Source organism: Pedobacter hiemivivus, assembly GCF_005144565.1.
Lineage (GTDB): Bacteria > Bacteroidota > Bacteroidia > Sphingobacteriales > Sphingobacteriaceae > Pedobacter > Pedobacter hiemivivus.
Genome location: NZ_SWDX01000001.1, coordinates 977,316 through 1,004,275 on the forward strand (window position 1 = coordinate 977,316; position 26,960 = coordinate 1,004,275).

At 40.6% G+C, this 26,960-nt stretch carries 23 protein-coding genes and 1 pseudogene; 17 read left to right on the forward strand and 7 right to left on the reverse strand.

Annotated features, from left to right (window positions below):
* Positions 1-39: 39 nt before the first annotated feature.
* Positions 40-780: an SDR family oxidoreductase gene (locus FBD94_RS03785; protein ID WP_136879132.1), complete on the reverse strand. Its 741-nt coding sequence runs from the start codon at positions 778-780 to the stop codon at positions 40-42.
* Positions 781-1,404: 624 nt separating this feature from the next.
* Here FBD94_RS03785 and FBD94_RS26215 point away from each other — a divergent pair.
* Entirely contained in the window at positions 1,405-5,583 is a 4,179-nt protein-coding gene (locus FBD94_RS26215; protein ID WP_235884363.1) for a sigma-54-dependent Fis family transcriptional regulator, read from the forward strand.
* A gap of 254 nt (positions 5,584-5,837) precedes the next feature.
* Here FBD94_RS26215 and FBD94_RS03795 read toward each other — a convergent pair whose 3' ends face one another.
* The 3 genes and pseudogenes from FBD94_RS03795 to FBD94_RS03800 all read right to left on the reverse strand — a co-directional run.
* Positions 5,838-6,623 (reverse strand): alpha/beta hydrolase, encoded by a 786-nt coding sequence (locus FBD94_RS03795; RefSeq protein WP_205945827.1) that lies wholly within the window; start codon positions 6,621-6,623, stop codon positions 5,838-5,840.
* A 457-nt stretch (positions 6,624-7,080) separates the two neighbouring features.
* Positions 7,081-7,449: a catalase-related domain-containing protein gene (locus FBD94_RS26625; RefSeq protein WP_317131561.1), complete on the reverse strand. Its 369-nt coding sequence runs from the start codon at positions 7,447-7,449 to the stop codon at positions 7,081-7,083.
* 3 nt (positions 7,450-7,452) lie between these two features.
* Positions 7,453-8,557, reverse strand: a pseudogene (locus FBD94_RS03800) (catalase); the annotation flags it as partial.
* Between the two features lie 445 nt (positions 8,558-9,002).
* Here FBD94_RS03800 and FBD94_RS03805 point away from each other — a divergent pair.
* The 9 genes from FBD94_RS03805 to FBD94_RS03845 all read left to right on the forward strand — a co-directional run bounded on the left by FBD94_RS03805 (position 9,003) and on the right by FBD94_RS03845 (position 15,822).
* Positions 9,003-9,326, forward strand: coding sequence for an antibiotic biosynthesis monooxygenase family protein (locus tag FBD94_RS03805; protein ID WP_136879136.1), 324 nt, complete (start codon positions 9,003-9,005; stop codon positions 9,324-9,326).
* Between the two features lie 328 nt (positions 9,327-9,654).
* Positions 9,655-10,242 (forward strand): TetR/AcrR family transcriptional regulator, encoded by a 588-nt coding sequence (locus FBD94_RS03810; protein WP_136879138.1) that lies wholly within the window; start codon positions 9,655-9,657, stop codon positions 10,240-10,242.
* Between the two features lie 68 nt (positions 10,243-10,310).
* Entirely contained in the window at positions 10,311-11,030 is a 720-nt protein-coding gene (locus FBD94_RS03815) for a ubiquitin carboxyl-terminal hydrolase family protein (protein WP_205945828.1), read from the forward strand.
* A gap of 15 nt (positions 11,031-11,045) precedes the next feature.
* Positions 11,046-11,501 carry a hypothetical protein gene (locus FBD94_RS03820; protein ID WP_136879140.1) on the forward strand — a complete coding sequence of 152 codons (456 nt, stop codon included), beginning with the start codon at positions 11,046-11,048 and terminating at the stop codon, positions 11,499-11,501.
* Between the two features lie 47 nt (positions 11,502-11,548).
* Positions 11,549-12,367, forward strand: a complete 819-nt coding sequence (locus FBD94_RS03825; RefSeq protein ID WP_136879142.1) for an SDR family NAD(P)-dependent oxidoreductase — start codon at positions 11,549-11,551, stop codon at positions 12,365-12,367.
* 29 nt (positions 12,368-12,396) lie between these two features.
* On the forward strand, positions 12,397-13,323 hold the full coding sequence (locus tag FBD94_RS03830) for an NADP-dependent oxidoreductase (RefSeq protein WP_136879144.1): 927 nt from the start codon (positions 12,397-12,399) through the stop codon (positions 13,321-13,323).
* Positions 13,324-13,354: 31 nt separating this feature from the next.
* Entirely contained in the window at positions 13,355-14,215 is an 861-nt protein-coding gene (locus FBD94_RS03835) for an alpha/beta fold hydrolase (RefSeq protein WP_136879145.1), read from the forward strand.
* 156 nt (positions 14,216-14,371) lie between these two features.
* Complete coding sequence (locus FBD94_RS03840) at positions 14,372-14,725, forward strand: hypothetical protein (protein ID WP_205945829.1); 354 nt, start codon at positions 14,372-14,374, stop codon at positions 14,723-14,725.
* 155 nt (positions 14,726-14,880) lie between these two features.
* Entirely contained in the window at positions 14,881-15,822 is a 942-nt protein-coding gene (locus FBD94_RS03845; RefSeq protein ID WP_136879147.1) for a helix-turn-helix domain-containing protein, read from the forward strand.
* Between the two features lie 98 nt (positions 15,823-15,920).
* On the opposite strand, the gene FBD94_RS03850 is transcribed toward FBD94_RS03845, so the two are convergent.
* Genes FBD94_RS03850 through FBD94_RS03860 form a run of 3 tightly spaced genes read right to left on the reverse strand, consistent with a single transcriptional unit; the run spans position 15,921 to position 17,980 of the window.
* Positions 15,921-16,673, reverse strand: a complete 753-nt coding sequence (locus FBD94_RS03850) for an SDR family NAD(P)-dependent oxidoreductase (protein WP_136879149.1) — start codon at positions 16,671-16,673, stop codon at positions 15,921-15,923.
* A 23-nt stretch (positions 16,674-16,696) separates the two neighbouring features.
* Positions 16,697-17,188 (reverse strand): DUF1097 domain-containing protein, encoded by a 492-nt coding sequence (locus FBD94_RS03855; RefSeq protein WP_136879151.1) that lies wholly within the window; start codon positions 17,186-17,188, stop codon positions 16,697-16,699.
* 51 nt (positions 17,189-17,239) lie between these two features.
* Complete coding sequence (locus FBD94_RS03860) at positions 17,240-17,980, reverse strand: SDR family oxidoreductase (protein ID WP_136879153.1); 741 nt, start codon at positions 17,978-17,980, stop codon at positions 17,240-17,242.
* Between the two features lie 167 nt (positions 17,981-18,147).
* On the opposite strand from FBD94_RS03860, the gene FBD94_RS26555 reads away from it, so the two are divergent.
* The 7 genes from FBD94_RS26555 to FBD94_RS03895 all read left to right on the forward strand — a co-directional run.
* The gene (locus tag FBD94_RS26555) at positions 18,148-18,447 is read left to right on the forward strand and encodes an aspartyl protease family protein (RefSeq protein ID WP_169472204.1); all 300 of its coding nucleotides are present in this window, start codon (positions 18,148-18,150) and stop codon (positions 18,445-18,447) included.
* A gap of 293 nt (positions 18,448-18,740) precedes the next feature.
* The gene (locus FBD94_RS03870; protein ID WP_136879157.1) at positions 18,741-19,451 is read left to right on the forward strand and encodes a DUF1028 domain-containing protein; all 711 of its coding nucleotides are present in this window, start codon (positions 18,741-18,743) and stop codon (positions 19,449-19,451) included.
* Between the two features lie 173 nt (positions 19,452-19,624).
* Entirely contained in the window at positions 19,625-20,560 is a 936-nt protein-coding gene (locus FBD94_RS03875; RefSeq protein ID WP_136879159.1) for a helix-turn-helix domain-containing protein, read from the forward strand.
* Positions 20,561-20,784: 224 nt separating this feature from the next.
* Complete coding sequence (locus FBD94_RS03880; RefSeq protein WP_136879161.1) at positions 20,785-21,330, forward strand: phage tail protein; 546 nt, start codon at positions 20,785-20,787, stop codon at positions 21,328-21,330.
* Positions 21,331-21,358: 28 nt separating this feature from the next.
* Positions 21,359-21,907 carry a phage tail protein gene (locus FBD94_RS03885; protein WP_136879163.1) on the forward strand — a complete coding sequence of 183 codons (549 nt, stop codon included), beginning with the start codon at positions 21,359-21,361 and terminating at the stop codon, positions 21,905-21,907.
* A gap of 34 nt (positions 21,908-21,941) precedes the next feature.
* Positions 21,942-22,445, forward strand: coding sequence for a phage tail protein (locus FBD94_RS03890; protein ID WP_136879164.1), 504 nt, complete (start codon positions 21,942-21,944; stop codon positions 22,443-22,445).
* A gap of 10 nt (positions 22,446-22,455) precedes the next feature.
* The coding region (locus FBD94_RS03895; RefSeq protein WP_169472205.1) for a beta strand repeat-containing protein at positions 22,456-26,960 on the forward strand (4,505 nt) is incomplete at its 3' end.

Below are 26,960 nucleotides of genomic sequence, written 5' to 3' on the forward strand. Positions count from 1 at the left end.
TCTTTTTGACTTTCTGTCTTTTGCGGCTTCCTGACTAAATTAAGCCATTCCGCCATTTGCACCAATGTTTTGCGCATTGATCCATTTAGCGTCGTCGCTTGCCAAAAAGGCAACTACTCTGGCAATATCCTCCGGTTCGCCAATTCGGTTAAAGGGATTTAAAGAAGCCAGATGGTCAATAACTTCCTGTGGCTTGCCTTTGGTAAACAGTTCTGTATTGGTTGGTCCGGGAGATACGGTATTTACGTTGATCCCTCTTGCACCTACTTCTTTGGCAAATATCCTGGTAAACTGTTCTACCGCGGCTTTAGATGCAACGTAAGTTCCGTAGGTAGGCATCATTACGCGGGTTGTGGTTGATGAAAAGTTGATGACGCTACCATTATCGGCCAGTTTAGTTGCAGCCTCACGCAGCGTGTTAAAAGTGCCGCGGACGTTGATTTCAAACTGACGGGTAAAGTCTTCGTCCGTAGTGTCTTTAAACAACTTGGTGAGCATGATGCCAGCATTATTCACTAGCACATCGACTTTGTCATAATGGGCAATTACCGTATCGAACATGCTTTTTACCTCCTCTGACTTGCTAACATCAGCCTTCAAGGCTAAGGCATTCCCTCCATTTTTCAAGATCGCATTGACAACCTGGTCAGCTGCTTCCTGATTTCCCGAATAGTTGATGATAACTGTTGCGCCTTCGTTGGCGAGTTTGAAAGCAATCGCCGCACCTATGCCTCTGGAGGCGCCAGTTATTAAAATCACTTTCCCTGATAATGTTTTCATAATTAATTACAGATTAAAAAAAGTTGCTTGAAGTTCAAGTGAGAAGTGGAATATAATAACTATGCCAAAATCTTAAAATATTATTAATCAATGAGTTAAATAAGTATTTAGTCTTGTTTGAAGGGCGATATATCGTCTTTCAAACAAGGTTCGGGACGCTAAAGCGTCCGCTTTTAGCTGAATAATTAAAATTAAAAGTAGAAGTTACAGCATTTGAAAATTATAGAAAGAGAAAGGCGTAGTCATAATTAATGAATAAGGATGCTTTGTTGATTCGAAATATCAACAATATCGTCAATTGCTCTTCTTATTTTCCAATAATAGATAGCTGTGGCTAAACAAGCAATGGCAAGTACAGCGCAAAATTCATCAATTGAATACTTACTATTCGTGGTTTCTTATGTAATGGGAGTAAAATTGTTGTATAAACAAATTATGGCAGCATGAAGTAGTACAGGACGAAAGGGCGCTAATTGGTATAGACAATTTGGAATGGAATGGTATGGCTAATATCCCATCCACGAAATACAAAAATCAGCGTAAATAGCTTCTGAATTATACGATTTTTAGGATTTGCTTTTTTTCATTATTTAAGTTAAATTTAGTTTGATTTAGCCATAAAAAATGAAAATTCAGGACCTCCCATTATCAACCTGCGATGGAAAGGATATATTATTATCCGTCAATATTCTTCTGCTGAGGATACGGTCTAAAATACAGCTCTATACTTTATTTGGCAATGGGCTTAAGGAATTGCTTGGGTACACTTATTCGACTATCTTTTATGCTGAATTCGACAAAGCTTCATACATAAATTATTTTTCAGAACCCCAAATTTCGGAACAGGCACAGCTATTCCGTAGTTCTGTGAGTGCAGATCTGTCTGGCACTGGTGCACAAAACTATCTTAATCCTCTGTATACTGAAGATTGGCAAGTTGTAGAATTCGTTCTTAGCGATGAAGAAGGACCGATGGGTCGGTGGATTATGCTTTATGGTAAAAATGTAAATCTCAGCCAAACTTGCCAGGATATTTTACCTGGACTAGCGTCCAGCATAGCGGAGACTTTGGTAAACATTTTAGACTATGAGGAAATCATGGAACGCGAAATTGAAAATGATGTACTGCAATCGCTGAATCATGATTTCGCAGCGATACGCGACAAGCACATTTTATTAAAGACAATTCATGATAAATTAGATCAACTATTTCGGTTCAGCGATCATTTTGTTGCCCTTATGAACGATGATGGGCTTACTCTAAGTTCTTATTTGGATGATATCAGATCGTCAACAGACCAACATTCTCTGTATAAAAAGGCCGTTGCCACGAGATATCCTTTAAATGATGGCGTATTCAACAAGGTGATCTTGTCAAAAGAACCACAGGTTTTCGATTTGCGGCAACAACATTCAATGGGAAACGTGCCAGAATATTTTCAAATCCTTTATGATAGCGGCATAAAAAAGGCAATTATGATAGGATTGTATGTTCGTGACCGGATAATAGGATTGTGGTGTATCTGCCTTGATGAAAACGGACCAATAACCAACTATCAATTACAGTTGATCAAAAAAACAGCCAGTCAGATTTCTGTCGCGGTAGATAATTTAAGGTCTAATGAAGTAGTCTTAGCGCGGGAAGAAGAAAGTCGACTATTACTCAAACTCAGTGAAGATATTGCAACTATTCGGAATAAAAATGACTTATTTAATGCGATTAATGGAAGCTTGAAAAAGTTATTTCATTTTGAGGATATCGTAATTATGGTATTTAATGAAGATCAAACTTACAATACCTTCCTATTTTCATTGAATCATCAAAGTCTGGGATACACCTATTACCAGAAAAGTTCATTAAAAAAACAAATCGCTGATGACCGTTGCTTAAAACAGGTAATTAATTCCAGTGGGCTTGTAATTTTTGAGTTGGAAAAATTATACAAGGAGGCAAACATACCGGATTATATCAAATTCGAATATGAAAATGGCATCCAAGAAAAGGTCGCAATTAATCTGCTAGACGATAAGAAAGCCATTGGCGCTTTCTTTGTGAACGCCTCCAATTGTGGTGCTTATACAGATCATGAATTAAGACTGATTGAGGGTGTTTCTTACCAAATTTCTATCGCAGTATCAAACATTCTGGCAAATGAAGAAATTGCAAACAGGGAAGAGGAAAAATCGATATTGCTTTCCCTAAGTAATGAGATCGCCTCGCTTAAAAGCAGGAGTGACCTGTTTCGCGTTGTTAACGAACAGATTAAAAAAATATTTTCAATTACTCAATTCGGAATTGTAAAAATCAATGAGGACGGGATAACCCATAGCGCTTTTATGATCGATATGGGCCCGACTGTTATCAATCATGATGATTTTGATAAGATAATCAGTTCAAGGTATAGCATCACAGACTACGCGTTCACACGTGTTATCAGCACAAATGAACCTGTTATTCTTGATGTTCAGCAGCTTCTCAATGAACCAGATCCTCCTGCCTATGTCCATTTCTGGGAGGCGGTTGGTTTTAAGCAGCTTTTGTGTCTGGCCCTACGTGTGGGTGGACATCCAATCGGGACCATATTTTTTAATATTCATCCGAACGAAGCTGACGAGCAAAAATATAACTTATTGAAAGGTGTCTGCTCACAATTGGCTGTAGCCATATCAAATATTTTGGCCAATGAAGAAATTAATGGTCGTGAACGCGAAAGAGAATTGATCTTATCGATCAGCACCGTTCTGTCGACAGTAAGAAACCATCAAGAATTGATTTCTGTTGTGACAGAACGGCTGAAAAATCAGCTTAATTTCAGCCATATATTAGTAGGAATTATCGATGACGACGGATCAACTTTCAGAGCTTATATCATCGACCCTGCTTCACAAAGTCAAGGCCATCCCGATTACGAAAAAGCAAGAAAAAGCAAATTCCCGATCAATGACGGTGTGATGGACAAGGTTTGTGCCAGCGCTGCTCCTATAGTATTTGATTTAGATGAGCTTTATCAACAAAAAGTTGCACCTAACTATTTGAGAATCAATTATGAGAGTGGCTTAAAGCGAGTCATTATTACAAAGCTGTCCAGAGGTGGTGAAATTTTTGGCTTCTGGATGATTTTTTTCAACGATAAGGATATTATAGGTCAAAGCAATCTTAGTTTAATAGCAGGTCTAGCCAACCAGATATCTATCGCTATTCTGAACATCATGGCCAATGAAGAAATCAAGCAGCGCGAAAATGAAAAGTCCTTATTACTGTCATTCAGCAATGTCTTGGCTGCCGCAAGAAACAGAAAACAACTCTCCATGGAATTTTCTGACGAATTGAGAAAGTTCGGGATTATCGGTAAATATAGCCTGCGATTAATTTCGGAAGATCAAAGGTTCCATCACATGTTTCTATATGATGAAAGGGATGATTATATGAATCATCCAGATTTTCAAAAGATCTTAGAAATGAAGTCAGATGTAAATGATGGCATTACAAATCTCGTGCTTAATTCCCCGGAGCCGCTTTCCTTTAATATAGAAGCGCTAAATGAAATGGAGACGGTACCTGATTATGTTAAGTGGTGGAAAGAAATAGGGCTGATTGAACTGACGGGTCTTAGGGTTAGATTGGGTGATGTAAATATTGGTATTTTGTGGCTCAGCATACCGCAGAATTATGATAAAGTTAGCAACGCACCACTATTAAAAAATATATGCTCTCAGATTGCCATTGCGCTTTCTAATGTTCTTGCAAACGAAAAGGTCATTTATCAATTAAATATAATTGATAAATATAAACAACAATTAGAAGCAGAAAAGGTATATCTAAAGGAGGAACTGGAAACAACTCACAATTATTCGGAAATAATAGGGAATGGTCTAGAGATGCAGAAAATTTTTAAACTCATATCGCAAGTTAGTGCCTCAGACAGTACGGTATTGATATTAGGTGAAACAGGTACCGGAAAAGAGCTCATTGCACGTGCCATTCACAATAATTCGCCCCGAAAGAACAGATTAATGATCAAAGTGAACTGCGCCACATTACCTGCGAATTTAATTGAAAGTGAATTGTTTGGACATGAGCGGGGAAGTTTTACCGGCGCCACAGAACGGAGAGTAGGTAAATTTGAACTGGCTAATAACGGGACGTTATTTCTCGATGAAATTGGCGAATTGACATTAGAATTACAGGTCAAATTGCTTAGAGCGCTTCAGGAAAAGGAAATTGAACGTATCGGCGGAAAAAGCACGATTAAAGTTGATGTAAGAATTATAGCCGCTACAAACCGAAATCTAGAAAAAGAAATGGAAGAAGGCCGTTTCAGAAGCGACCTTTATTATCGATTAAACATTTTCCCGATCAGCCTACCACCCCTCAGGTTAAGACCCGAAGACATTCCTTTACTTACTACATATTTTATTGATCGGTTTTCCAAAAAGATGGGTAAACAGATCAATAAAATAAGTAAGGCAGCCATGGATGAACTGACACGATATAATTGGCCAGGTAATATTAGGGAATTAGAACACCTTATTGAAAGAAGTATTCTATTGACCGAAAGTGATATAATAAAGGAAATTCCACTGCCAATGCCTACAGCTAAAAGCTTGTTAGTTTCATCTGGTATGGTATTTTCACTTAAAACAATAGATGAAAATGAACGCGATCATATTTTAAGCGTGCTAAAATATTGTCGAGGACGGATAGGTGGCGAAGGCGGGGCGGCTGAAAAGTTGGGGGTTCCGAAAAGTACCCTGAATTCAAAAATTAAAAGACTTGGCATACGAAGGGAACATTTGTTTTAAATCTTTAGTATTAAACTTTCATAGCTTGATTTGGCGGATGATTATAGCCTAAAAGGCTTTTCAAATTATCATAAGCCTAAACAACTCAATAGTGTAACTGCTTGTTCGTCAGTAGTGTGTAGTCTGCTGACGCGGGTTTGTTAGTGTCTGCTTTCCCGAGACTACTCGGGAAAGCCAAATCCAGACGCTTTTTTTCAATTTGGGTGGAAATCTAAGTCGGACAGGCTCCGATAATTATAGCGCATCTTTCCTGGTTATTTAACCGAATGCAAAGTAGCATCAATTATCATTTGTGCAACTTTTTTAGGGTGGGATTCATAAACGGAATGACTGGCACCATCTACCTCAACCGTATGGCTTCCAGCTCTTTTTGCGTACATACGTTCCAGGTCAGGGTTAATTATCCTGTCTGATTTTGCAACCATATACCAACTTGGTTTAGCCCTCCAGGCTGGATTTTGAATAATGCCATGAAATACCACGTCTGCCGTAGGCATTTGCGCGTTAGCTTTAAATTCAGCTACTTTTCGAGGTAAATCCGCTGCAAAATCCGCATAAAATCTTTTAGGGTCAATAAAATCGTAACCGTCAGTCCCTTTCTGAAGGGACTTATAAGCAGAAGGGTAACGTTTGCCGTTGTCTGCCTCGCTTTCTCCTTTATCTGGCGCATGAGCTGCAATGTAAACTAAAGCCGCTACACGTGGGTTATTTCCAGTTTCGGTAATAATTGCTCCACCGTAGCTGTGAGCCACTAAAACACACGGCCCGTCCTGCATGTTTAATACACGTTGCGTAGCCGCCTGATCATCGGAAAATGATGTCATCGGCTGCTGAACAATAGTGACGTGGTACCCTTTTTTAGCCAAAATGTCGTAAACAGGTTTCCAGCCTGAACCATCAACAAAGGCTCCGTGAACCAATACGATATTATCGACTTTTTTTTCTACAAGTGTCTTCGCTATGGTTTGTGCCTTCAACTGACTGCTAGCAACTGCGAAAAGAATTAAGGTGTTTAGACTGGATTTTATTAAATTTTTCATAATCATTTTGTTAGTGAATACCTATATACGGCATTAAAGCTAGAATACTTTATTGAGATTGATTGGTTTTGATATATAAAAATTGATATTTGCTTATGATGGTGATAATAACCTTCCATTCACAAAATAGCGAAAGGTTTGTATTGGGGTTTAAACGATTTAAATAGTGATAAATGCCAACAATATGCCCGATTTTAATATATACGCATCTACTTAAACGAGATCTGCTGTTTTTGTTAGTGACCAATTTAAAGCCGCGATAGCCTTATTTAGTACTATAAAATGGCGCATTCACCGAAACAATCACCAATTAAAGAAAATGTTAATATGAGAATTTACTCAATACTTAAAGTACAGCAGGCAGCAGAAGTTTTTGCTCTGTCATTGCTAAACATAACCTAAGGACCCATTTATCGAATCCAAAACGACCTAAGCATGCGGGTCTGCGGCATACAAACTATAAATTAGGATGTGTAAAGCTTTCAACTTCAGTCATGGTCATTCCCAGAGCAAGGGCAACGCCAGTGCCGTAGGTCGGATCTGCCTGAAAGCAATTCCGAATATGTCGCACCTGAATGAAACGCTGTGCACCGCCTAAAGCAGTGGCCGTGTTATCGAAGAGCAATTGCTTTTGCTTTTCATTCATTTTACGGAAAAGATTGCCAGGCTGCGAAAAGTAGTCATCATCATCTTCGCGGTAATTGAAAGCATACGCATCACCTTCAATTTTTAATGGTGGCTCCTTGTGTTCAGGTTGTTCTTTCCACTCACCAAAACTGTTCGGCTCATATGACAGGTTTGAGCCGTAATTGCCATCTGTACGCATGTTGCCGTCACGATGATAAGCATGATAAGGACATTTTGGAGCATTTACCGGTATATGGGAATGGTTTACGCCCAATCTAGCGCTGGGCATCACCATACGAAAATAAACGGCCCTGAAGCATTTTATCTGGTGAGTATCCAATACCTGGAATGATATTAGCAGGATTAAAAGCTGCCTGTTCTACTTCAGCGAAATAATTTGATGGATTGCGGTTAAGTTCAAATTCTCCGACTGGGATGAGGGGATAATCAACATGAGGCCAAACCTTTGTAAGGTCGAATGGGTGAATATGGTAGGTTTCTGCATCTTTTTCTGGCATGATCTGTACTAGTAAATGCCATTTCGGGTAATTCCCTGTTTCTATGTTGTCAAATAGGTCACGCTGGTGGCTTTCCCTGTCGTTGCCGATTAGCTTGGCAGACTCTTCATTGGTCAGATTTTCTATTCCCTGCAAACTTTTAAAATGAAACTTAATCCAGAAACGTTCATTTCGGGCGTTGATAAAACTGTAAGTGTGACTGCCAAAGCCATGCATGTGCCGGTATGTACGAGGTATGCCACGTTCACTCATTATGATGGTGACCTGGTGTAAGGATTCCGGTAAAAGAGTCCAGAAATCCCAATTATTATCCGCACTACGTAAATTTGTACGGGGATCCCTTTTTACAACATGGTTAAGATCGGTAAACTTCATCGGGTCACGAAAAAAAAATACTGGCGTATTGTTACCTACCATGTCCCAGTTACCCTCTTTTGTATAAAATTTCAATGCAAAACCCCTGATATCGCGTTCAGCATCTGCAGCACCCCGTTCGCCCGCTACAGTTGAAAAACGTGCAAACATTTCGGTCTTTTTACCAATTTCAGAAAAGATGTCCGCTTTTGTGTAGGCAGTAATATCATGGGTCACAGTAAAAGTGCCAAATGCTCCGGAGCCTTTCGCATGCATGCGGCGCTCAGGGATAACTTCACGATCAAAATGAGCCATCTTTTCCAGAAACCAAAAATCTTCCATTAATAACGGCCCCCGCGGACCTGCAGTCATTACATTTTGATTATCCGGCACTGGCCTCCCGAAAGCTGTTGTTAATTTTTTTTGATTGTCCATCTTATTTGTTATTTGAAATTTTTGTTTTAAAACACCATAATAGCGTCTTTATTAAGATCACGGTATTTTTGGATAAATACTGTGCCATTTTATTAAATTGCTGTAGATCAGATAATTAATATAAATAAAGCAAAAAAAATGGGCGTTATATCGTCTCTGGTCTTGACAGATAATGCTGGTTCGTCCCAGATTCGCTGCTGTATTTTAATAAGATATATGTTGTCATAATTCTGTAAAGTATCAATGTTAATGAATAAATGACCATTCGGTTATTTATGTTCGCCCTGTAATTTCAATTAGTACAAACTTTCATCTGTTGAATATCAAAGCCGGAGGATTATTCTGTGGGGCCTATGCTATTTCGGCTGCAGTGTCCCATTTAATTTAATAACTATCTAATCACTTTTGAATTATTACTTACTTTCGAAGATAAAACAATATAATCATGACAGTTATAACCGAAGAAAATCACTACTTAACATTAATCAATGTTTTTATTGTTGAGCCTATTAATCAGCAAAAATTAGTAGATCTGCTCATCCTGGCTACTGAAAGCGGTGTTGCAAAAGTTAAGGGCTTTATTTCATCCAGCCTACATCGCAGTATAGATGGTACAAAGGTAACTATGTATGCTCAATGGGGAGGCATTGAAGATTATGAAAAAATGCGTGCAAATCCGGTGGCATCACCTTATCTTATCGAGGCCCTAGAAATTGCCCGTTTCGAACCAGCGATGTATGAGGTTGTGAGGACATTTTTACCTAAGTAGCAAATTTAGGAAGTTATGAGCAGAGCTAAATTATATATTGGTAACCGAACCTCTTTTAGATGAGGAAGATTTGTTAATTAGTTAATTAAAGCTTAAACTCTGTCATTAGCGTCTAAAAAGGGGTTATTTCTGTTTAATCCAAGAAATGATTAAATCGCTCATAAAAGGAAATCATACCGATTCTTCCATTTGGTAACGATTGATGGTAAAGTATCTAAATCACTATTTCGTGTAGAAATGTTAAAGAAATGTTAAAACTTGGGAATTATTTTGAAATGACCGTTCGGTCAATTAATTTTGGCCTGTCAATAATATAATAATTGCTGTCATGACTAAAGGAGAAGAAACCAGACAAATGATAATCAAAAGTGCCGCACCTATCTTTAACAAAAAAGGTATTGCAGCTACTGCGATGAGTGATATTATGGACGCGACAAAGTTATCAAAAGGAAGCCTATATGTCCATTTTGAGAATAAAGATGAATTGGTAATGACGGTAGTAGATTATAACATGCAGCTGCTAGGAAGCAGGGTTTTTGAGACACTCCGCAAAGCCAGTTCCGCAAGGGAGAAACTCATTGCGTATATCGACGTGCTGAGCACGCCAGTAAATCCGATCGTAGAGGGAGGTTGTCCTATGCTGAATTTTGGGATGGAGGCTGATGATACCAACGAAGTAGTAACCAAAAAAGTCCATGAGGCAGTTGTTTTAAGTCAGCAGATCATATCGGATATAATTAAAAAAGGTATTGATGAAGGAGAGTTCAGCAACGAGTGGAACTATAAAGATTTTGCTTTGGTAATGTTTGCCATGATAGAGGGCGGGCAGCTCATTTGCAGGGTTGCAAGAAACAATCGAAAGATGCAGGTTATAAAAGCCAACCTTTTGGAGCAAATAAGCAGATGGGAGCTATAATTTTTTTTGCATTAAAAATGACCAATCGGTCATAAATGAAATAATTGACACTTTTAAAAAACAAAAAAATGAACGATTTACTTCAATTAGCAGTAGATGCCCATGGAGGCATGAAAAGATGGAATGAGCTTTCCGAGGCTTTTGTAACGATGAAGGTAGGTGGAATTCTCTGGGAATCCAAACAGGTACCCGGGTTCGCAACAACTGGCAGAATCAGGGCAAAGCTCCATGATCAGATTTACTTTAACGAGCCATTTTTGAAAGAGGGTCAGAGAAGCCATTTTGAGAATAGAACGATCGCTATCGAGACACTGGACGGAAATGTCACCAAAGAGAGAACCCATCCCCGGGAAGCTTTCAAAGGCCACACCGTGGAAACCCCTTGGGATGATCTGCATCTGGCTTATTTCAACGCATACGCTACATGGACCTATCTCACACTTCCTTTTGTACTGACCTATGATGGATTTCAGGTTGAAGAAGTTGAAGGCAGAATGGATAATGGAGAAAAATGGCGCGCCCTGAAAGCTACTTTCCCAGATTATCTGGCTTACCATTCAAAAGAGCAGACATTTTATTTTGGACCGGATGGACTGCTGCGAAGGTTGGATTACGATGTGGAGATCTCCAAAGGGGCATCCGGCGCTCATTATGTTCACGACTATCAGGAGTTTAACGGGATTATGGTACCTACCAAAAGACTAGTATATCCGCCCGATGAAAACAACGATCCGATAAAAGACCTCTTGGTGGTATCGGCAGAACTAATGGAAGTCTTTTTTAAATAATTAAAGTCACGTAAAATGAAAAAGATAAAAACACTATTAGGCACTGTTCTAATTTTAGGGTCCCTCACAATTCCCACTGTTCATTTAAAAGCACAGACACAGATACAAACAAAAAATGCTGCGGTGACACCCGTTTCGGTTATGGATAAAGCGGTATATAAACATTTCGAAGTTTTAAACATTAGTAGTAGTGAGAGAAGGTTAAGCGAAATGGGTAAAATTTATAGTTCGGATTTTCATATAGTTGATACTTTTTTTGAGCATTTCACTTATAAAGACTTCAACAACACTGTAAACGAAATCCATAAAAAATTCCCAGGTCAGAATTTTACGCTAACGGAGGTTAAAACACTTAACAATGTAGCCCGTGTCACCTGGAAATTAGGTGACGCGCTGAACGGAGAAAATATATTCTTGTTCAAGGAGGGTAAGATAACTGATATCATAGCATTTGTATCCGTAAAAAAATAATTTTTTTAAACAAAAAAAGACCGAAAGGTCATAAATAATTCTAAAATATGTCAAAAATAATCTTGATTACAGGCGCTTCACGTGGATTTGGTAGAATCTGGGCCGAAGAATTTTTAAAGCGCGGCGATAAAGTTGCTGCTACCGCCAGGGACATAAAGGCTCTGGCTAACCTAAAGGAAATATACGGCGATCTTATTCTGCCACTTGAACTGGATGTCAACGACCGTATGCAGGGAATCGAAGTTGTAGCAAAGACCAGGGCACATTTTGGTAGGATTGATATATTGATCAATAATGCGGGTTATGGAGTGTTCGGTGCAGTCGAAGAGACAACTGAAAAGCAGGCACGGGAACTGTTTGAGACGAATTTCTTTGGTCTTTTATGGCTTACACAGGCGGTTCTTCCGGTAATGCGGGAGCAGAAAAGCGGTCACATTATTCAGGTATCAAGTTTTCTTGGTATAACAACACTTCCGGCACTGGGACTTTACAATGCAACAAAATTTGCCGTTGAAGGCCTGAGCGAAACCCTTGCATCTGAAGTGAAAGGTTTTGGGATAAAAATATCCTTAGTGGAGCCTAATGGTTTTTCAACAGAATGGGGAAGTGCCTCGGCTGTGCAGACTACCCCAATTCCGGAATACCAGCCCATCAAGGATGCAGTATTCGGTAATCCGAATCCGGATCTTTTCGGGGATCCGCAGGCTACTGCAGAAGCGATCCTGCAGCTTGCAGATGCGGAAAATCCGCCTTTGCGCCTACTGCTCGGTAAAGTTGCCTATCCGGCAGTCAGGGAAGCGTATCAGCGAAAAATGGACGAGTGGGAACAGTGGAAAGAAGTTTCGGATAAAGCACATGGAATTTAATCGTTTAACATCAGATAAAATATAGAGATATGAAAGCTATTGAAATAACAGGACCGATACAGATCGAGGATATAAAAATTAGGGAAATTCAAAAGCCTGCGCCTGCGGCCAAGGAAATTCTTGTGAGGATATTTGCGGCAGGAATAAATCCCGTGGACTGGATGGCACCAGCTTATAATATGTTCGATGTTCTGGGAATGCCGACATCCTATATCATGGGCAGCGATTTTTCAGGGGTAGTGGAAGCTGTCGGTCTGGAGGTGACAGGGTTTAAAAAGGGAGATGCCGTGTTTGGCACCTTGGAACTTAAAAAACAGGGTTCATTTGCTGAGTATGCGGTACTGCATGAAGATCTAGCCGTTTTAAAGCCCGAAGAGCTTTCCTTTGAAACAGCTGCGGCAGTGCCTTTGGCTGGACAGACCGCACAGGAGGCTCTGTTTGAAAAGCTTAATCTGAAAAAAGGAGAAAGGATATTGATACAGGCTGCGGCAGGAGGAGTGGGTCTGTTTGCCGTTCAGCTTGCTCATAGGGCAGGTGCCTACGTGGTGGCGGTAGCCTCAGCAAAAAATGAGACATTTCTGAAATCACTTGGTGCTGACGAGGTTTTCGATTACCATAATGGCTACCAAGCTTTATCATCTGATTTTGATGCTGTGCTGGATAGTGTATCCTCAGCAGACCAGACTCTGAAACTGGTAAAAAAGGGCGGACGTTATATTTCACTGACGTCAGCACCTGATCAGGATCTTGCAGCTTCTCTTGGGGTAAGTGCGGGTAACTTTCTTTACCAGCCCTCTTCCGATAGACTTCAGCGGTTGAGTAATCTGATTGCTGCGGGTAAACTGGAAGTAATTCTGGATAGAAATTTCGGATTCGACGATATCGTCGAGGCTTTGAAATACCAGCAGGCAGGACATAGCCGAGGTAAAAATATTCTTACCATAGGCGCAAAGTAAAAAAAAATAGTCAATTAAAATATAAAAAATAATGAAAACTAGAAAAAGTAATTCAACAGTCATAGACCACAACCACCAAACAGCACCAACCCAGTTTTTAGATGTAAACGGAACTGATTTCGCGTACCGTTCTTTTGGCAGGGATAAAGGTATTCCGGTAATCTTCCTGCAACATTTTACTGGTACAATGGACAATTGGGATCCGGTCCTTACCGACGCCATCGCGCTGCAACACCCAGTAGTCCTTTTTAATAATAAGGGAGTGGGTAGTTCCAAGGGCACCACGCCCACAACCGTAAGTGAAATGGTGCAGGACGCGTTAGCTTTTATAAAGAGTCTGGGATATACAAAAGTAAATCTGCTGGGATTTTCCCTGGGCGGTTTTATAGCCCAGCAGATCGCAGCCGATTATCCGGATCTAGTGAACAGGCTGATCCTGGCTGGAACCGGACCGATCGGGGGCAAAGCAATAGCGCAGCTGGAATCCTCCGTGGAAAAAGCCCTAGCCGACGGTCCCGAAAGAGTACTTATAAATTTGTTTTTCAGCAAAACGCCGACCAGTATTAAGGCAGGGGAAGCCTTTTTGGCAAGACTTTCGGAAAGAAAGCAGGATAGGGATCCCCAATTTAGCCAGGAGACATTTGCTAATCAGGCAAAGGCCATTGTGGCTTATGGTTTAGCAGACCATCAAGACTACAGCCAGCTAAAATCAATCAGCCAACCTACCCTGATTGTTAACGGGAATGAAGATATCATGGTAGACTCTATCAATTCCTACATAATGCTGCAGAACATTCCCAATTCAAGACTGTTGATGTGGAGCAATTCCGGTCATGGAGCATTGTTTCAATATAATTTGGATTTTGCGGTTGAGGTTAACGCATTCCTGTAAAAATAATATTGGAATATAGGAATTCCTTTGGTCCAAACTAGAGAAACCATCATTCCAAATAACCTACTTCCTTTGTTATTTGCAACTCTTCATTCGGTTCTCGCAACTCTTTGCCTCGCCCAATCTGGATCTTTGTTCAAACAAAAACAAAGAAAAATGATTATGATAAAAATTTTTGCGTCTGTACTGTTAATTTTAGTGATACTGATGGGGCTCAAACAAGGTATGGCTATGTTCAGTGGGAATGAGGCTATGTTGGCAATGTTCGGTAAGTTCAATTTTAACAGATTTTGGGTAAAGGCAATCGGGTTGCTGACCATCGTTGCTGCAATTATGGTGCTGCATCCACACACGTTTGTTGTGGGCAATATCTTGATGGCTTCCTTGATCCTTTTGATCTTGTGCCTCCAACTTTCAATAATGGATATCAGGGGTGCAATGATCGAGGTACCTTTTCTGTTAATGAATCTTTCACTGATCTATTTTCAGTATCCAACAGTAAAAAAATAGCATTTCGACAGCTCCTCATTTTCAAATTTATTTAGTCAGCAGCGACAGATGTGGGTTTTGGTTCTAAGGGCCAAAGCCCTTATTTCGTTACGGCAATTCATAGCAGATTGTGTATTACGGAATTACTTGGTAATTTTAACAAGAATTCCACGCGCATGAAAGAGGAAAAGTTAAGGATCTTCAATGATCTCCATGAACAGTACAAGCATCTTGGATTACCTGTCTCGCTAATCGACCGCCAGAGCGATTTTACCATCTTCAACCTTGCGGACATCAGGGATATGATTACCTTTCGCTCGCCCATCAGCAGGCTGAATTTTTTTGTGTTTGCATTTGTGAAGAACGGTCAGGGGAACTACACGATCGATGAACAGCGTTTCGATATCCGTCCCAGTACTGTCTATTTTACCAACCCCGGACACTCTCGATCATTCGATTGGGCAGAGGTCGAGGAGGTTTATCTGATCACCCTTAGCGAATCCTTTTTAAAGGAGAATGTACATGCAGATATATTCGAGGAGTTTCCCTTTTTGCTGGCCGAAACCTTTCCGGCACGGGTGCTGGCCCCCGAGGTATTTGAAGAATTTGAACGACTTTACCTACAGATTCACAAAGAGTATGTGTCCCATTCGCCATTTCGCAACCGCCTTATCGGAAATCTTTTTGTTGTGCTGCTGCTGAAGATCAAGGAGTACTTTTGGCTTGATTATAATCCCATATACGAGGGCAACAGGAGTTCGCATATCGTAAAGAATTTTAAGAGACTCCTTGAAAAGCACTATCGGGACCTTAGTAGCGGCATGTTGGATCGTGCCTTCCGTGTACAGGAATATGCGGATGACCAGAACCTGCATCCCAATTACCTCAGCAGCGTGATCAAGGCAAAGACAGGAAAGGCAATTGGTACTTGGATAGCGGAAAAGACCATAGCGGAGGCAAAGTCCCTTTTGCAGAATTCATCTATTTCAATCAAGGAAATCAGTTTCAGGTTGGGATTTTCTGAATCGGCACACTTTAGCAACTATTTCAAGAAGCACACCAAGATTTCCCCTGCCAGCTTCCGCAGTGAACACATCCTCAGGCTTTCCAAGGGGTAAAAACTCTCCACCTATTTACAGAAATTCCCATAAAAAAAACTGGCATGAATTCTACTTCATGCCAGTCAAAACAAATAGTTGCCCGCTAATATTTTAGCTTAGTTGGTCGCCCCACCGTTTACCAAAAGGTGCTGGCCGGAAATGAACGAAGAAAGGTCACTTGCAAAGAACTCTGCCGCATTGGCCACATCTTCTACTTCCGCCAAACGCCCCATTGGGCAGCTGCCCAACAGTTGCTTACGGAGCTCTGGATAGCTATCGGCTTCCGCAAAGATTCCAGAATGGTCAACGGCGAATGGGATAATGGTATTTACCGTAACTCCCTTGTGGCCAATCTCCTTTGAAAGGATTTCTACAAGGTATTTTGGAGTGGTCTTGCTACCTCCATACACCGCCATTCCTGGGACTGGGTATGATGTTGTACTTGAGGCGATATAAATGATACGGCCATTATTGGTTACGTGCTTGGCGGCCTGCTGCATCGTAAAATAGGTACCTTTGGTATTGATGGAAAAAACACGGTCGAATTGCTCTTCGGTAAAATCGGTTACCGGCGTTTCTACCAGTTCGATACCTGCATTTGCCACTACGATATCTATCTTACCGAAGGTACTGATCGCTTCTGCAAAAAGTCGCTGTACATCTACTACTTTGCTAACGTCTGCCTTTACGGATATTACCCTTACGCCCATGGCTTTGATGTTGCTCACAACTTCGTCTGCTGATGCCTTATCGCGTGAGTAGTTAATGATGATGTCTGCGCCCAATGCTGCATAACGTTCTGCGATTGCTTTACCTAGGCCTCTTGCTGATCCTGTGATCAATGCTACTTTATTTGTTAAATTTGTCATGATTTGGATAGTTAAAATGTTTGTTAATGATTTTGGTTAAGAGAATGGTTGGTTTTTTGGGCGTTTACTTTTTCTACAGCAGAGTCGTTAAGCCAGGCGAATAAAAACCCAAAGAATAATGGAATGGCAAGTTGTAAGATCGGGAGTGGGGCCAAGGGTGGGTGTATGCCGAATACGACGATCAACCCCAGGAACCACGCCGGAATATTATTCAGCGTTTTTGTTCTGGCGAAATAGGCCAGTGATCCGATAAAGATGAACACGGCAATCGGAAAGCCCAAAGTGCCAATCACTTTGCCCAGTACGCCTCCAGTTAGCTGGATCAGCACTCCCATCAGGATGCCAAGCCCTATCTGTATGAAGGCCTTAAGTGAGGACAATACCGTCTTCCCAAATAGGTAATAGCTTACCCAGGCGATGAACATTACCCACGTTGGCCATGCCATGGCGAAGGATATACTTACTGCAACTGCGCCGAACAGGCCGAAAATGATTGCGGTTATAAACGTTTTCATAAATTTTAAGATTAATGGTTGTGGATTATGATTTGATTATTGATTGCGCAGTTAGGCCATGGCGCCATTAGCTCCGATATTCTGTGCCGAAATCCATTTGGCATCATCGCTAGCAAGGAAGGAAACAATTTTTGCAATATCTTCGGGCTCACCGATGCGGTTAAAGGCTGAAAGTGAGGCAAGACGGTCGATAACCTCTTGTGGTTTCCCTTTTGTGAAAAGCTCGGTATTGGTAGGTCCTGGAGACACGGAATTCACATTTATGCCCCTTGCACCAACTTCTTTGGCAAATACTCGGGTAAGTTGTTCAACTGCGGCTTTCGAAGCTACATAGGTGCTATAGGTAGGCATCATCACCCGGGTGGTGGTTGAAGAGAAATTAATAATGCTGCCATTGTCGGCAAGCTTGGTAGCTGCTTCTCGCATCGTATTAAAAGTTCCCTTTACATTGATATCAAACTGACGGGTGAAATCTTCATCGGTTGTATCCTTAAGGAGTTTTGTAATCATGATACCGGCATTGTTAACCAGCACATCGATTCTTCCATATCGGGCGATGGTAGCATCAAAAAGATTTTTTACCTCGTCAGTTTTGCTCACATCAGCCTTGATGGCAATAGCATCGCCACCGTTGGCTCTTATTTTCTGTACCTGCTGCTCGGCAGCATTTTCATCTCCCGCAAAATTGATGATTACTCTGGCTCCGCAAGCGGCTAATGTATTTGCAATTGCTGCTCCAATTCCTCTTGATGCTCCCGTTACTAAGATTACTTTTTCTGATAAATTTTTCATGTTGTTGTTATTTTAAGTTTTTGTTTCTTTTTGATATACCAAAGGTCTACTTAAAACAGATGGGGAAAATGCAGGATCCAAAGTATTAAATGCAAAATTCAAAGACTATAATTTTAAAAGTCAATTCAGCTGATCTGAATAGAAATTTACAATCAAAATGGGTGCTGATGACAACTAATGTAGTATTATGCCATGCCCAAAAGACAATAGAATTAAAAAGCTACCAAGAAAATTTACACACGGTTGATGTTTGTATCGAAGGGAAAAAATATAATTTTCTTTTCGACAGTGGAGGCGCTGAAACTATTATTTCTCCTGAAATAGCGAATAAACTTGGTAAGAAAATTTATCGACATTCGGTGCTTCCTTCCCATCAACAGCGAATGTTTAGGATGTTAAATCAGATCCAAACAATCCAGAAGCACTCGGTCAATCTAGGGAATTCACAGTCGGTCGTAAAATTCTGACCGTCAGCCCATTTATAAGGCCCATTATCTATGATGGGGTACTTAATTATTCAACAATCTCTAAAAATGTATTTGTGATAGATTTCATTAGATCAAAAGTGTGGATGTAGGGTAGTACCTCACTTTGCGAATTTTTCATCAAGAATTTTTGAAAAACCGCTTATTTCAATCAATTCGTCCACAAAATGGTTCGAATTACGCACCGCCACTGACCCCAAGTTTTTAAAAGCAGTTCTGAAAAGAACTGCTTTTTTTGTTTATAGAAGTTTCGATTAATATATATCTTTATTTCAATGAGAAAATTGAAACAGCTTATATTAATCTTTGGTCTGTTGGTGCTATTCACAAATAGCGCTAAAGCAACATGGTCAATCATCATCATCGATCCTAAGACAAGGGAAATTGGCATAGCAGGGGCTTCATGTACCTATAGTGTTTATGGTATTGGCGGCATTGTACCCGGAAAAGGTGCAGTAGTGGTGCAGGCAATGAGTAATAAATCTGCAAGAAACAAAGGGTTACAAATGGTATTGGCAGACGCGGCGCCTGACGAAATCCTTAAAGCCATGAGATCCCCTGATTTTGACCCTGAAAACCAGCAATATGCTATAGTATGTTTAAGTAAGATAGATTCCCCAATGACTTATACCGGCTTAGAAACAACACCAGATAAGGGAACAGTAACTACAGAAGGTGTATCTATACAAGGAAATACTTTAAGTAATAAAAGTATGCTGAATAAAATATTACAGGCAGTTGTAAAAGCGCAGAAAGCATCGCTCCCAATCCAGGATGTTTTAATGCTGGCCCTGGAAGCCGGTGCGGAATATGGTGGCGATAAACGCTGTGGTGATAGGAAGGCGTTAAGCGCGTTTATTACCGTTGCGAAACCCGATGATGATGCGCGGCATCCATATATTAATATTATTGTAAATCAATCCGACGATACCACCAATGCGGTTAAAGCTTTAAGAAAGAGGTTCGATCGTATGAAAAATAGGTAGACTTTAATCCCGCACGCTTAATTTTATTTGCATCATCAAATCGTCAGAATTTTGATGTAAATTGCTCTGCATTAGTAAGTATTATGAATACTATTTGTTAATTAACGCTTATCCCTTTGACCATTTTAGCTCATCATTCTCCAATCCCCGCAACCAGGCAAGAATCTGATTTCATGCTCTGCCTATTAGAAAAGGTTTGTCCAATTAGTCATGCCCTCCAGCAGGAGATGTACGTTAATATGGTATCCTTCAACTTTAAAAAAGATGATGTTTTGGTAGAAGAAGGAGGAACCTGCCATTATATGTACTTTATTAAAAAAGGGGCATTGATGGGCTGTACCACTTATAAGGGGAAGAGAATAGTAACCTATATGTCGGTTGAGAACGAGTTTGTAAGCTCAATTTCTGGTTTGCATGGGATGAATATCTCGAAGGAAGAAATTTCTGCCATTGAAGATGTAGAGCTATTTGGCATTCATAATGATGTTTTACAACAGTTGTTTCAACAATATTTTGACCTTAATTTTCTATTCAGGGTTATGGTTGAACAATACTATAGAGATGCCCAGGAACGTACGCATATTGTACGGGTGGGGAGTGCAAAAGAGCGATATCTGTATTTCATCCAAACCAAGCCTGGTTATATGGAGCGTTTGCCCCATGAATATATTGCCTCTTTGCTAGATATGAAGCCGCTTACCTTGGCTAAAATCAAAAAAGAATACGCTTTGTCCCTTAAAAAAGATAAGGAAACGGAAGAATTGTGCAGGTATGTTGAAAATTACATGAGTGCAAAACAGGTATTTAAGGATAGGGAGCTGAGCCTACATAGTTTATCCGTATTGCTACATTTATCTACCCATCAACTTTCTTCCTTATTGAATAATCAATTTCAGCAGAAGTTTATGGATTTTGTAAATATGTACAGGATTAATCATATCAAAGAGCAGATTGCACTTCCTGGTACTTTACAGAACTTAACCATTGAAACGGTGGCCAATAATGCCGGGTTTTCCTCACGCAGTGCTTTTTATAATTCATTTAAAAAAAATGTTGGCATGAGTCCAATTGAATTTGCGAAAAATCGAGGTAATGATTCTATAGCTTAAAGTTACCTTGATGGTATATTTAACAAGCTTAAGCTCTGTTATATAAATATTTTGTACTGTTTTATAAATAAGGACAAAATAATCAAAACTTAATGATCTGATTGATTTTGGGTTTATCTATCTTCGATGAGCTCATTCGCTTCTCAACACCTTATTTTGATTTGAAACGCGAATCTGCTGTTTTAATAAATAACCCAAAAATATACCTTAAATCAAATTAAATTATGGATGTAACCGCTTACATTGGTGAGATCAGAATGTTTGCTGGCCAAGATGCGCCAAAGGGAGGATGGACTATGTGCGATGGCAGAATCGTTTCAATCTCTGAATATGAGATGCTTTTTTACAGGATTGGCACTACCTACGGAGGAGATGGTGATAGCACCTTCGGCCTTCCCGATTTGCGCGCTCGTGTACCGGTTCAGGTTGGTAACAAGTCAAAGACTGTACCGCTGTACCTTGGCCAAAAAAGCGGTAATGAAAGTATACAACTTACTGGAGAGCACATGTACCCACATACCCACACGGTTTTGGCAAGTATGTCAACTGCTGACTCCAGCGATCCTAAAAACGCTAGTTTAGCAGGAACGGGTGGGTTTAATTTTTTTACAAATGACCCAACACTTCCAACACCTATTCAACCAACACCACCGCCAGTAGATATTGTTGCCATGCATCCAGATATGATTGCAAAAGGGGATGATTATGCTGTTCCGGTGATGCAGTACTATCAAACCATCAATTACATTATTGCATTTGAAGGAATATAATTTAACCAAATAAATTAAAATTTAAAACGTGGAAAATTTCATAGGTGAATTAAAAATATTTACACAACAAAATATAGAACGAATACCAGATGGCTGGCTGATTTGCGATGGGACGCTATACGATAAAGGTGGAAAATATAGAGATCTAGCCTCAATTATAGGTAATCAATTTGGAGGCGATGCCAACCGGTTTGCTGTGCCTGATTTTAGGGGGCTATTGCCAATTGGCATTGGACCAAGCAAAGATAGTGTCCCAGTTACCCGTAAGGCGGGTGATACAGGTGGTACAATGGACAATGTTTTAACCGAAGCTCATTTATTAAGACATAACCATAAAATAAAGGTTTCTACTGTACCTGCTAGCACGGGGGTTGCGAAGGGGGCCGTTTTTGGCACTCCTACAGATCCAACAGCTCCTAAGAAACTTTATTTTTCGAAAGCTCCACAAGGACAATATCCATTAAATGCAAAAGTAATGGGTACTACGGGTGGCAATAAACCCATCAGCAATGTACAACCCGTGCTGGGGGTAAATTATTTCATCGCAGCTTATGGAATATATCCTTCGAAGCCATAAGCAATAAATTATTCACTTATTTAAAATCAAAGAAATGGACGGTTATATTGGAGAAATTAGAATATTTAGTGGGAATTTTGCCCCTAAAGACTGGCTTTTTTGTGATGGAGCAACTTTAGATGCTAACTACTATCGAGGGCTATTTGCGGTTATCAAAACTTTTTACGGAGGTACGGCTCCAAAATTTAATATCCCCGATTTGCGGGGTAGGGCACCTGTAGGTATGGTTAGGGGAAGCAAATATATTGTTGGTGCCAGTGGTGGTTCTGCTACCTACCAGATCGTAGGTGTGCCTCCGCATACACATCAAATGTATGCTGCGGGGCAAGCTACCGATGCTAACACCGGGAATGGAACACTTTCAGGAACCTTTGGTTCCAGGGAGTCTATTTACGGTACGGTACCAGAAGCTTACACCTTAAATGATGAAACAGTAACGCTCACAGGAAGAGACTCCTTAGGACCAGCCCTTAATAATGAGCAGCCCTATATCGCAGTGAATTATATCATCTGCGTGAATGGGATTTTCCCTTATTGAAAACATGATTATGAGGCTAAAATTCTACCTATGCTTTCTTCTTTTACTTAGTGCAAGTACTCTTTTTGGGCAGACCATTACTTATACCGATGATTTTCAATTAACACCGGTTACGCTAACTAAAGATGTTGCCCTTATTAATGGTAAGGTTGCCTACACAGGCATAGGGACAGATAAATTAGATCATACCTGGACTTATGTGTTAAGGTGGTGTTCGGACTACCACAATCTTGGTTATGGCGCATGGATTATAGGTGGTTTAGAAGATCTTAACTCAGGCGATTGTTTTGTAGGGAATCCCTATTTTTTTAATAAACGAGCTACGATGGTTCCTCCAGGTAAAGATACTGGCGGATGGGAAAAACCAGGGACTGATGCGCCAGCAGCACCAGGTACGGGGCTGTTAAATTTATCGGGTATGGGTATTTACGGTGCACCAACTATCGCTTCAACGACTACTAAGAGTCAGCTGGCTTCAATTACTGTCGTATTAGGTGGCGAGGTTTTACTTGAGGGTGGTGAAACGACCACCCGTGGCGTTGTTTATAATACGAGTACCAATCCTACATTGACCAACAGTAATGCTACCATGGGCACAGGGGTAGGGTTATTCTCGCAAAGTGTTTCGGGACTTATTCCAACCACAACCTATTTCGCTAAGGCTTACGCCACCAATACTTATACCAATAGTTTAGGTGCTTCGTTTACGGGTACCGTATATGGTAATGAGATTAGTTTTGTTACCGAAACACCTGTAATTACTGCAACAAGTACCTCGACTGTAAGTTCTAGTACTTTTGGTACTGCCTCAGCTTCGCCAGGGAGCTTTACGGTTTCTGGAGCAAATATGGCGGCAGGTATCTTAGTTTCAGCACCACCCGGATTTGAAATAAGTCTAAATTCGGGTGGTGTATATAGCCCCAGCATTACGGTTGGTAGCTCAGGTACTATCAGTAATACCACTGTTTATGTAAGGCTTACCGCCACTACAGGAGCTGGAACCTATAGTGGCAACATTAACCTTACGAGTGGATATGCTGTTGCCAAAACTTCTACGATCGGTTCGACTACAGTAAGTGCTTATCCGATTGCCATTAAAGCGAATAATATTTCAAAAAACTATGGTGTATTACTGGCAACATCAACAGGCTCTACCGAATTTACCGTTAGCTCGGGTACACTGCAAAATGGAAATACCATCAGTTCGATAAGTTTAACGCCAGGTACAGGTGCGGCAGCAAATGCCAATGTTAATACCTATACAGGTACTTTAGCTCCTTCTAGTGCGGTAGGTGCTAATGGTTTTTTGACTAGTAATTATAATATTACTTATACAGGAGGAGATATTACAGTTAATCCAATTACCTTAACCTATTTGGCTACTACTGCTTCAAGAACTTATGGTACTGCCAACTCAATATTCTCAGGTGCTGTAACAGGTTTTGCAAATGGGGAAACCCTGGCTAGTGCCACAACCGGAACATTAGTATTTACTACGGCGGCAATAGCTACAAGTAATGTGGGGACTTATGCCATTAATGGAACTGGACTAACAGCAAATAATGGGAATTATACTTTTGTACAGTCCTCTTCAAATGCAACAAAATTAAGCGTTACCCCAGCTACCTTGACATATATTGCAGATCAGGCTTCAAGAAACTATGGAAGCGTAAATCCAATATTTACGGGCTTGGTAACGGGATTTTTGAATGGAGAGAACCAAGGCAGCGCAACAACTGGAACACTTGCCTTTGCAAGTACTGCCATTGCTACATCAAATGTGGGTGATTATGCAGTTAACGGAACTGGCTTAACGGCCAACAATGGGAATTATGTTTTTGTGCAAGCCGCTGCAAATAGCATAAAATTAACAATCACTCCAGCAACATTAACCTATAATGCTACTTCTGGTTCTAGAAGTTACGGCAGTGCAAATCCAATATTTACAGGCTCAGTTACAGGTTTTGTAAACGGAGAAACCCTCGCTAGTGCCACAACCGGAACATTAGTATTTACTACGGGGGCAACAGCTACAAGTAATGTGGGAACTTATGCCATCAATGGAAGTGGGTTAACAGCCAATAATAGCAATTATGTGCTTGTTCAGGCAGCAGGAAATGCTACGGCTTTATCCATTACGCCTGCAATCTTAACCTATTTTGCTACTTCTGCTTCTAGAAGTTACGGCAGTACAAATCCAATATTTACTGGCTCAGTTACGGGTTTTGCAAATGGCGAAAACCAAGCTAGTGCTACAACCGGAACATTCGCATTTACTACGGCGGCAACAGCTACAAGTAATGTTGGGAATTATGCCATCAATGGAAGTGGGCTAACAGCCAATAATGGCAACTATATTTTTATACAGGCCAGCGTAAATAGTACTGCACTAAGCATTCATCCTGCAATATTAACCTACACGGCAAACCTTAAATCAAGAACTTATGGAAGTGCAAATCCAGCATTTTCCGGAACATTAACTGGTTTCGTAAATGGAGAAACCCAGGCCAGCGCTACCACTGGCACATTAACGTTTACTACAGCAGCAACTTCAATGAGCAATGTTGGCGACTATGCAATTACCGGGGCTGGACTAACGGCCAACAACGGCAACTATACATTCACGCAGAACATTGGAAATAGCACGGCTTTTTCTATCACGCAGGCCGTGTTAACTTATACTGCTAATACGGCATCAAAAACCTATGGAAGTGTAAATCCAATCTTTTCTGGAACGCTAAGTGGTTTTGTAAATGGAGAAACCCAAGTCAGCGCTACTACTGGTACATTAACATTTACAACAACTGCAACAGCTACAAGTAATGTGGGGAGTTATGTCATCAATGGAAGTGGGCTAACAGCCAACAATGGTAATTATGCTTTTTTACAAACAGGAACAAATAGTTCAGCATTTACAATTAATTCCGCGACATTAATCTACGTGGCAAATACTTCTTCAAGAGCCTATGGTGATGCCAACCCAGTTTTTTCTGGTACGGTAACCGGTTTTGTGAACGGAGAGACCCAAGCTACGGCAACAACTGGAACCTTGATTTTTACCTCTACTGCTAATTCGACCAGTAATGTAGGCAATTATGCGATTACAGGTACTGGGCTTTCAGCCAATAATTATACTTTTTCTCAAGCAATTGGTAACAGTACAGCGTTGACAGTTGATAAAGCAGTAGTGACCCTTACATTGAACAACCTTACGCCTACCTATGATGGGACAGCTAAACCGGTAACGGTTACGACCAATCCTGCAGGTTTATCTGGTATAACCATTACCTATGATGGCAGCACAACTTTGCCAGTATTGGCGGGAACCTATTCGGTAATTGCACACTTGGACCATATAAATTATATCGCAGTTGATGCAACCGGCAATTTGGTGATTGACAAATTGGCCATTGCTGTTTCAGCCACCGCGAAAAGCAAAACTTATGGTGATGTTGATCCTGCATTAATTTATACCTTTAGCCCTGCACTGGTTACCGGTGATTCGTTTACTGGAGATATTAGCAGAGCGGCTGGAGAAAACATTGGTAATTATACAATTGGCCTCGGGACATTAGCCTTAAACTCAAATTATAGCTTAACCTACACAGGTGCAAACCTAAGTATCGGCAAGCAAACTATTGCCGTGGTTGCTGTTGCGAAGAGCAAAACCTATGGTGATATTGATCCTGCATTGACTTACACATTTACTCCGGCGCTTGTTGCTGGTGATTCATTTACCGGTGATATCAGCAGAGCTTTGGGTGAGAGCATTTGCAATTACGTGATTGGACAGGGAAGTTTGGCTTTGAGCAATAATTATATATTGACCTACACTGGTGCAAACCTAAGTATCGGCAAGCAAACAATTGCCGTGGTTGCCGTTGACAAAAGTAAAACCTATGGTGATATTGATCCTGCATTGACTTACACATTTACTCCTGCGCTGGTTACTGGTGATTCGTTTACTGGAGATATCAGCAGAGCATCTGGAGAAAATATTGGTAATTATGCAATTGGCCTGGGTACATTAGCCTTAAACTCAAATTATAGCTTAACCTACACTGGTGCAAACCTAAGTATCGGCAAGCAAACAATTGCTGTTGTTGCTGTCGCGAAGAACAAAACCTATGGTGATATCGATCCCTCATTGACTTACACATTTACTCCTGCGCTGGTTACTGGTGATTCGTTTACTGGAGATATCAGCAGAGCGGCTGGAGAAAACATTGGTAATTATACAATTGGCCTCGGTACATTAGCCTTAAACTCAAATTATAGCTTAACCTACACTGGTGCAAACCTAAGTATCGGCAAGCAAACAATCGCTGTTGTTGCTGTCGCGAAGAACAAAACCTATGGTGATGTTGATCCTTCATTGACTTACACATTTACTCCTGTACTAGTTACTGGTGATTCATTTACTGGTGATATCAGCAGAGCTTTGGGTGAGAGCATTGGCAATTACCCGATTAGTCAGGGAAGTTTGGCCCTGAACAATAACTATGTATTGACCTA

Excerpts from the sequence above, each read along its gene's own strand:
- FBD94_RS03830 (WP_136879144.1), top strand. The coding sequence starts at position 12,397 with ATGAAAGCTATTGAAATAACAGGACCGATACAGATCGAGGATATAAAA.
- FBD94_RS03795 (WP_205945827.1), bottom strand. The coding sequence starts at position 6,623 with ATGAAAAATTTAATAAAATCCAGTCTAAACACCTTAATTCTTTTCGCA.
- FBD94_RS03825 (WP_136879142.1), top strand. The coding sequence starts at position 11,549 with ATGTCAAAAATAATCTTGATTACAGGCGCTTCACGTGGATTTGGTAGA.
- FBD94_RS03890 (WP_136879164.1), top strand. The coding sequence starts at position 21,942 with ATGGACGGTTATATTGGAGAAATTAGAATATTTAGTGGGAATTTTGCC.
- FBD94_RS26555 (WP_169472204.1), top strand. The coding sequence starts at position 18,148 with ATGACAACTAATGTAGTATTATGCCATGCCCAAAAGACAATAGAATTA.
- FBD94_RS03860 (WP_136879153.1), bottom strand. The coding sequence starts at position 17,980 with ATGAAAAATTTATCAGAAAAAGTAATCTTAGTAACGGGAGCATCAAGA.
- FBD94_RS03810 (WP_136879138.1), top strand. The coding sequence starts at position 9,655 with ATGACTAAAGGAGAAGAAACCAGACAAATGATAATCAAAAGTGCCGCA.
- FBD94_RS03875 (WP_136879159.1), top strand. The coding sequence starts at position 19,625 with ATGCTCTGCCTATTAGAAAAGGTTTGTCCAATTAGTCATGCCCTCCAG.
- FBD94_RS26625 (WP_317131561.1), bottom strand. The coding sequence starts at position 7,449 with ATGCGTACAGATGGCAATTACGGCTCAAACCTGTCATATGAGCCGAAC.
- FBD94_RS03835 (WP_136879145.1), top strand. The coding sequence starts at position 13,355 with ATGAAAACTAGAAAAAGTAATTCAACAGTCATAGACCACAACCACCAA.
- FBD94_RS03785 (WP_136879132.1), bottom strand. The coding sequence starts at position 780 with ATGAAAACATTATCAGGGAAAGTGATTTTAATAACTGGCGCCTCCAGA.
- FBD94_RS03840 (WP_205945829.1), top strand. The coding sequence starts at position 14,372 with ATGATTATGATAAAAATTTTTGCGTCTGTACTGTTAATTTTAGTGATA.
- FBD94_RS03820 (WP_136879140.1), top strand. The coding sequence starts at position 11,046 with ATGAAAAAGATAAAAACACTATTAGGCACTGTTCTAATTTTAGGGTCC.
- FBD94_RS03870 (WP_136879157.1), top strand. The coding sequence starts at position 18,741 with ATGAGAAAATTGAAACAGCTTATATTAATCTTTGGTCTGTTGGTGCTA.
- FBD94_RS03850 (WP_136879149.1), bottom strand. The coding sequence starts at position 16,673 with ATGACAAATTTAACAAATAAAGTAGCATTGATCACAGGATCAGCAAGA.
- FBD94_RS03855 (WP_136879151.1), bottom strand. The coding sequence starts at position 17,188 with ATGAAAACGTTTATAACCGCAATCATTTTCGGCCTGTTCGGCGCAGTT.
- FBD94_RS26215 (WP_235884363.1), top strand. The coding sequence starts at position 1,405 with ATGAAAATTCAGGACCTCCCATTATCAACCTGCGATGGAAAGGATATA.
- FBD94_RS03805 (WP_136879136.1), top strand. The coding sequence starts at position 9,003 with ATGACAGTTATAACCGAAGAAAATCACTACTTAACATTAATCAATGTT.
- FBD94_RS03845 (WP_136879147.1), top strand. The coding sequence starts at position 14,881 with ATGAAAGAGGAAAAGTTAAGGATCTTCAATGATCTCCATGAACAGTAC.
- FBD94_RS03880 (WP_136879161.1), top strand. The coding sequence starts at position 20,785 with ATGGATGTAACCGCTTACATTGGTGAGATCAGAATGTTTGCTGGCCAA.
- FBD94_RS03815 (WP_205945828.1), top strand. The coding sequence starts at position 10,311 with ATGAACGATTTACTTCAATTAGCAGTAGATGCCCATGGAGGCATGAAA.